This is a genomic window from Pseudomonas sp. GXM4 (genome assembly GCF_008923895.1).
GTDB classification, from domain to species: domain Bacteria; phylum Pseudomonadota; class Gammaproteobacteria; order Pseudomonadales; family Pseudomonadaceae; genus Aquipseudomonas; species Aquipseudomonas atacamensis.
The window spans coordinates 1-5,965 of the sequence record NZ_WBRZ01000314.1 but is presented as its reverse complement, the minus strand read 5'-3'; the positions used below and the strand labels follow the sequence as shown (position 1 = coordinate 5,965).

Sequence of the window (5,965 nt, the reverse complement as noted above, 5' to 3'; positions counted from 1 at the left end):
GGCACAGAACCCTGTGGGAGCTGGCTTGCCAGCGATGAGGGCAGAACAAACAACATCAAGCGGGGCTGTGTTCTTGCATCGCGGCTTTGTAGATCGAGTTCTTCGGTTGCGCAAACAGCCTTTCCATCATTGGCTCGAAGAAGCTCAGCGGCAGCGTGTCATACGCCGGATCAAACGCCGCCGCGTCGTATTTGGCGCAGAACTCGGCAGTGGCGTGGAACTGCGGATGATCCTTGAATTGCTCGCGCAAGTGCCGGTCCATGCCCAGGTGATGAAAGAAGTAATAGCCCTGAAAGATGCCGTGCTTCTCCACCATCCACAGATTTTCCGCACTCACGAACGGCTTGAGAATCGCTGCGGCGATGTCCGGATGGTTGTAGGAGCCGAGGGTGTCGCCAATGTCGTGCAACAGTGCGCAGACCACGTATTCCTCGTCACGCCCGTCACGAAAGGCGCGGGTCGCGGTTTGCAACGAGTGGGTCAGGCGATCCACCGGGAAACCGCCGAAGTCGCCCTCAAGCAGCTTCAGATGCGCGAGGATCCTCGACGGCAGCTGTCTGGCATAGGCACTGAAATCGGCGGCGATAATCGCCCAGTCTTCCTCGGTGCCGTCCTTCATATGGGTGAAGCGAGCATGGGCATTCATTGGCAGACCCTCATTCAGAACGCCACGCGACCGAGAATCATGTCGCGGTACATGACGAAATCGCCGAGCAGGCTGTACAGCGGATGCTGAAACGTCGCCGGGCGGTTTTTCTCGAAAAAGAAATGGCCGATCCAGGCAAAGCTGTAACCGGCCAGAGGTAGCGCGAGCAACAGCAGCCAGGCGCCTTTGGCGATGCTCAGGGCGAGAATGAAGATGACCAGAGAAGTGCCGATGAAATGCAAACGACGGCAGGTGCTGTTGCTGTGTTCGGCGAGGTAATACGGGTAGAACTCGGCGAAGCTGTTGAACTGCTTGATGTTTTCCACGACCGCGCTCTCTGTGGTGATTGTTCTGGCGACAAGTTGTTCGGCGGGGAGCTTATTTGAGTCTAGAGTGATCATTGGCGTGGGCCAGTGACAATCGGCGCCACTTTAGTATCCTTCGCAAATAGGGCGGTTATCTGCAGCCCGTCATGTAAAAGAATAACAACCATGAGCGAACGAACGACTTCTGCAAGCTGGGCGATGGGGATTGTCAAAGCACTGGAGATGGACGGCCTGGATTGCCGGGTTCTGTTCAAGCAACTGGGGCTGGATTTCAGTGCTCTGGAAGATCCGGATGCGCGTTTCCCGCAGGACTCCATGACCCGGCTCTGGCAGCGCGCGGTCGAGGTGTCCGGCAACCCGGCGATCGGCCTGAACATGGGCAAAGTGGTGCGCCCGGCCTCGTTTCATGTCGCCGGCTATGCGCTGATGTCGAGCAATACCCTGGCTGAAGGCTTCCAGCGTCTGGTGCGCTATCAACGCATCATTGCCGAAAGCGCTGACCTGAGTTTTCGCCTGCTCGACGAAGGTTACGCGCTTATTCTCACCGTGCACGGCGATCATCTACCGCCGACCCGGCAGAGCGCCGAAGCGTCACTGGCCTGCGCGTTGGCGCTGTGCGGCTGGTTGACCGGGCGTCCGCTGCACCCGGTCAAAGTGTTGGTTCAGGGCGATCAGCCGACAAATCTGCAACCTTATAAAGAAGCCTTTCACGCACCGCTGGTGTTCAACGCGCCATACGACGCGTTGATCTTCGAACGGGCCGATATGGAGGCGCCGCTGCCGACAGCCAACGAAGCCATGGCGCTGTTGCATGATCGCTTTGCCGGGGAATATCTGGCGCGGTTCTCCGAGAGTCGCGTGACACACCGGGCACGCCAGGTGCTGTGTCGTTTGTTGCCCCAGGGCGAGCCCAAGCGTGACACCGTGGCGCAGACGCTGCACCTGTCGCAGCGCACTTTGCAGCGGCGCTTGCAGGAGGAGGGCACCAGTTTCCAGCAATTGCTCGACGACACCCGCCGTGAACTGGCCGAACAATATCTGGCGCAACCGAGCATGACCTTACTGGAAATCGCCTATCTGCTAGGCTTTGCCGACCCGAGCAACTTCTTCCGCGCGTTTCGCCGCTGGTTCGACACCACGCCCGGCGAGTACCGCTTGCGCCTGACGCAGGTGCCGGACGCGGTCAATGACGCCAGAACGCCGGAATACACAGCACAAACACCGTAATGATCTCCAGTCGGCCGAGCAGCATGCCGAACGACAGAATCCACTTCGCCGCATCCGGCAACGTCGCGAAGTTGCCGGCCGGGCCGATGGTTTCGCCCAGACCCGGGCCGACGCCGGACACGGTGCTGGCGGCGCCGGTCAGCGCGGTCATCCAGTCGACCCCGAGCAGCGACAGCAGCAGGGCGATCACGCAGATGGTGATGGCGAAGAAGAACGAGAAGGTCAGGATCGAACGGACGATCTCTTCGTCGAGGCGGTGACCGTTGTACTTCTGCTTGATCACCGCGCGCGGGTGGATCAGCTGATTGAGGTTGGCCTTGAGCAGGATATAGGCGACCTGGAAACGGAAAATCTTGATCCCGCCCGCCGTCGAACCTGAGCAACCGCCGACAAAGCCCAGATAGAAAAACAGCATCAGCGAGAAGTTGCCCCACAGGCTGTAGTCGCCGAGGGCGAAACCGGTGGTAGTGACTACCGAGGTCACGTTCAGCGCCACATGCCGCAGCGCTTCCAGCCAATGCAGCTTGGTGGTCCACCAGTACCAGGTGCCGAGCACCAGCCAGGTCACCAGCAACATTGCCAGCAAACCCTGCACCTGTTGATCCCTGATCAACGCACGGCGGTTGCCGCGCAGCGTCGCCACGTACAGGGTGAATGGCAGGCTGCCGAGAATCATGATAACGATCGCCACCCAGTGCACCGCCGGTTGCGTCCACTTGGCCAGCGACTGGTCAGAGGTCGAGAAACCACCGGTGGAAATCGCCGACATCGCGTGGTTGATCGCATCGAACGGGCTCATCCCCGCCCACCAGAACGCCAGGCTGCCCAGAATGGTGATACCGACGTAGGCCGCCACAATCAACCGCGCCACCATGTGCGAACGCGGCATGACCTTCTCCGAACGGTCGGAGGATTCGGTCTGGAACAGGCGCATGCCACCGATGCGCAGCAGCGGCAGAATGGCCACCGCCATGCCGATAAAGCCGATGCCGCCGATCCAGTGCAGCAGCGACCGCCACATCAGAATCCCCGGCGACATGTTGTCCAGGCCGTTGAGCACGGTGGAACCGGTGGCGGTGATGCCGGACATGCTTTCGAAGAACGAGTCGGTGTAGCTGATGTGCTGGGTCAGCAGAAACGGCAGCGCGGCGAAAATGCACACCACCAGCCAGCTGCTGACCGTCAGCAGGTACATGTCGCGCGGGCGCAGGTGAATGTGTTCGGGTCTGCCGGGTATCACCAGAGCGAGGCCGGCGACGAATGTGATCATGCTCGCCCAGAGGAACGACGGCAGGTCGCTGGTGCGCTCGAAAATCACCAGCGTGGCCATCGGCACGACCATGGCCACAGCCAGGGTTATCAGGAAGATGCCGATGATAAAACCAATGATCCGTAAGGTCGGCAACGCCATGAAATCCGCTCGGGCTGGTGGGAGAAGGGCGCCATTCTACCTGTGGGGCAAGGCATGTAAACCGGCAGGCGCTGCGCAGATGAAGCTAGAATAGCCGCACATTTTTCAAAGGAGGTGGCCGATGCAGGCTCTCGACGCGTTGCTCAACCGTGTTTCCGTTCCCCGACTGGTCGAACCGGCCCCCACTGCCGAGCAGCGCGAAGCCCTGTTCGGCGCGGCCCTGCGTGCCCCGGATCACGGGCACTTGCAGCCGTACCGCTTTTTGACCGTCGAAGGCGCAGCGCGTGAGCAAATGGGCGAGTTGCTGGCCGAGGCGGCCCGCCAGCAGAGCGGCGAAGTCAGCGAAGCGATGATCGACAAGGCCCGCAACGGCCCACTGCGCGCGCCGCTGGTGGTTGTGGTCATCGCGAAATTGCAGGAACACGTGAAATACCCGAAGGCCGAGCAACTGCTCACGGCCGGCTGTGCGGCCCACGGTATCTTGCTTGCGGCGTATGCGCAGGGGATTGGCGCGGTGTGGCGCACCGGGGATCTGGCGTACTCCAAGCATGTGGCCGAAGGCTTGGGACTGGTGGAAGGCGAGGAAGTGATCGCGTTTCTCTATCTCGGCACGCCGCAGAAGGAGCCGCGGGTGGCGGAGAAGGTTGATCTGGCTGAGTTTGTCAGCGCCTGGCCCGGTAAAGTCTGAAGATCACAAGCCCCTCACCCTAACCCTCTCCCAGAGGGAGAGGGGACTGATTGGGGGATGCTTTGGAATTACACCGACCTGAGCGACCTTCGCTGAATCCAGCGTCGGGATACCGGACGTCTAGTTTCTGCGAATCCATAAGGTCGATGCACAACGGCAGACAACTCGGTCGGCCCCCTCTCCCTCCGGGAGAGGGTTGGGGTGAGGGGCTTTTTCAGGGCTGGACCACGACTCCCGGTATCAGCGGCAATTCCAGACTCGCCACAAAGCCACCCTGCGGATGATTGGCCAGCGTTAGCGTGCCGCCATGCCGTTCCGCCGCGCGTTTGGCAATCGCCAGCCCCAGGCCATGCCCGGCAGCGGTCTGCCCCGGCGCCCGGTAGAACGGCTCGCCCAACTGACTCAGATGTTCGGTCTGCACCCCCGGCCCGTGGTCGCGCACGCTGATGACAATCCGCTCTCCCTGCCGCGTAGCGTGCAATTCGATCGGCTGATCGCTCGGGTTGAAGCGCTGGGCGTTGCGCAGCAGATTATCTACCGCGCGTTCGATCATCGTCGGCCAGCCTTTGAGATTCAACTGCGGCTCGGCTTGCAGGCGCACGGGCTGCTCGGGGGAGCTGAGCTGCGCATCCTTTTGCAGCGTGGCGAGCAACGCATTCAGGTCCACTTCTTCAGCGCTGGCGTTGTCGGCATCAACTCGCGCCAGCACCAGAATTTCACTGATCAACGCCTCCAGCCGATCGCATTCGCGGGTCAGCCGTGGCCACAGTTTCTCGCGTTCTTCAGGATTGGCCCGCTCGGCCAAGGCCAACGCGATGCGCAGGCGCGCCAGTGGTGAGCGCAGTTCATGGGAGACATCGCGCAGCAATTGGCGCTGACTGCCGATCAGGCTTTGCAGGCGCGCGCCCATGCGGTTGAAATCGGTGGCCAGCACGCCGAATTCGTCCCGGCGGTTGGCCAGTTTCGCCAGACTGTTCTGCTGATATGTGGTCTGCCCCAGATCATGCACCGCGCCGCGCAAGCGACTCAGTGGGCGGGTGATGGAGAAAGTCACGAGCAAACTGAACAGGGTCAGCACCACCAGCGCGATGCCCAGCGCACTAAGCGGCCAGAGCAGGCTTTCGCGGTGCCAGGCGTCGAGTTCGGGGTGCGGGATGCGGTAGATGAACAGGTAGGTATCACCGGTTTTTTCGCTGGTGATTTCGTCGGTCAGACGCCGCCACGGCAAGCGGCGGTCATCGTTGTTCTGGCGCGCTTCGAATGCTGCGGCGCGGCGCGGGAAAGTGCCACGCACCACCGGATCGCCGGTTTCGTTGAGCACTTGAACGTCGATGTGATACTGACGTTTGCGTTGTTCGAGAATGTCCTGCGCGGCTTCTTCGCCCTGGGTTTCGTAAGTCTGCGTCCATTCCGCCGCCAGCGTGTTGAGGCCGGGATGGCGGCTGAGAATCCACGCGTCCTGATTGAGCATGTGCCCGAGCAGAATCGACAGCCCGGCTACCAGAGCGATGGCCAGCCAGAAGCTCGCAAGAATCCGCCAGAACAGTGAACGCACAGAAACTCCTCGAAAATTACACCGTTCAAATGTGGGAGCGAGCCTGCTCGCGAAGACGTAGTGTCAGTCAAACCTTCGCTGGCTGACACACCGCCTTCGCGAGCAGGCTCGC

The 5,965-nt window shown here is 61.2% G+C and carries 6 protein-coding genes; 2 read left to right on the top strand and 4 right to left on the bottom strand.

The genetic code is table 11. The annotated features are described in order from the left end of the window. Window positions 1–55: 55 nt before the first annotated feature. Window positions 56–646, bottom strand: coding sequence for an HD domain-containing protein (locus F8N49_RS24740; RefSeq protein ID WP_056783723.1), 591 nt, complete (start codon window positions 644–646; stop codon window positions 56–58). Between the two features lie 14 nt (window positions 647–660). Further along, a complete protein-coding gene (locus F8N49_RS24735) occupies window positions 661–972 on the bottom strand; it encodes a DUF962 domain-containing protein (RefSeq protein WP_016771135.1) in 312 nt (103 codons plus the stop codon). Between the two features lie 165 nt (window positions 973–1,137). Here F8N49_RS24735 and F8N49_RS24730 point away from each other — a divergent pair, with 165 nt between their 5' ends. Next, entirely contained in the window at window positions 1,138–2,199 is a 1,062-nt protein-coding gene (locus F8N49_RS24730) for an AraC family transcriptional regulator (RefSeq protein ID WP_202883387.1), read from the top strand. Here the strand turns inward: F8N49_RS24730 and F8N49_RS24725 are convergent. Continuing rightward, a complete protein-coding gene (locus F8N49_RS24725; protein WP_024012066.1) occupies window positions 2,156–3,610 on the bottom strand; it encodes a TrkH family potassium uptake protein in 1,455 nt (484 codons plus the stop codon). The genes F8N49_RS24730 and F8N49_RS24725 overlap by 44 nt on opposite strands. A 121-nt stretch (window positions 3,611–3,731) precedes the next feature. Between F8N49_RS24725 and F8N49_RS24720 the strand changes: the two genes are divergently transcribed. Further along, window positions 3,732–4,298, top strand: coding sequence for a nitroreductase family protein (locus F8N49_RS24720; RefSeq protein WP_151552990.1), 567 nt, complete (start codon window positions 3,732–3,734; stop codon window positions 4,296–4,298). A 214-nt stretch (window positions 4,299–4,512) separates the two neighbouring features. Here F8N49_RS24720 and F8N49_RS24715 read toward each other — a convergent pair whose 3' ends face one another. Then, complete coding sequence (locus F8N49_RS24715; protein WP_151552988.1) at window positions 4,513–5,853, bottom strand: HAMP domain-containing sensor histidine kinase; 1,341 nt, start codon at window positions 5,851–5,853, stop codon at window positions 4,513–4,515. Window positions 5,854–5,965: the final 112 nt, after the last annotated feature.

Bases quoted from the DNA above. Each gene is read 5' to 3' on its own strand.
- F8N49_RS24740 (WP_056783723.1), bottom strand. From the start codon at position 646: ATGAATGCCCATGCTCGCTTCACCCATATGAAGGACGGCACCGAGGAA.
- F8N49_RS24730 (WP_202883387.1), top strand. From the start codon at position 1,138: ATGAGCGAACGAACGACTTCTGCAAGCTGGGCGATGGGGATTGTCAAA.
- F8N49_RS24725 (WP_024012066.1), bottom strand. From the start codon at position 3,610: ATGGCGTTGCCGACCTTACGGATCATTGGTTTTATCATCGGCATCTTC.
- F8N49_RS24720 (WP_151552990.1), top strand. From the start codon at position 3,732: ATGCAGGCTCTCGACGCGTTGCTCAACCGTGTTTCCGTTCCCCGACTG.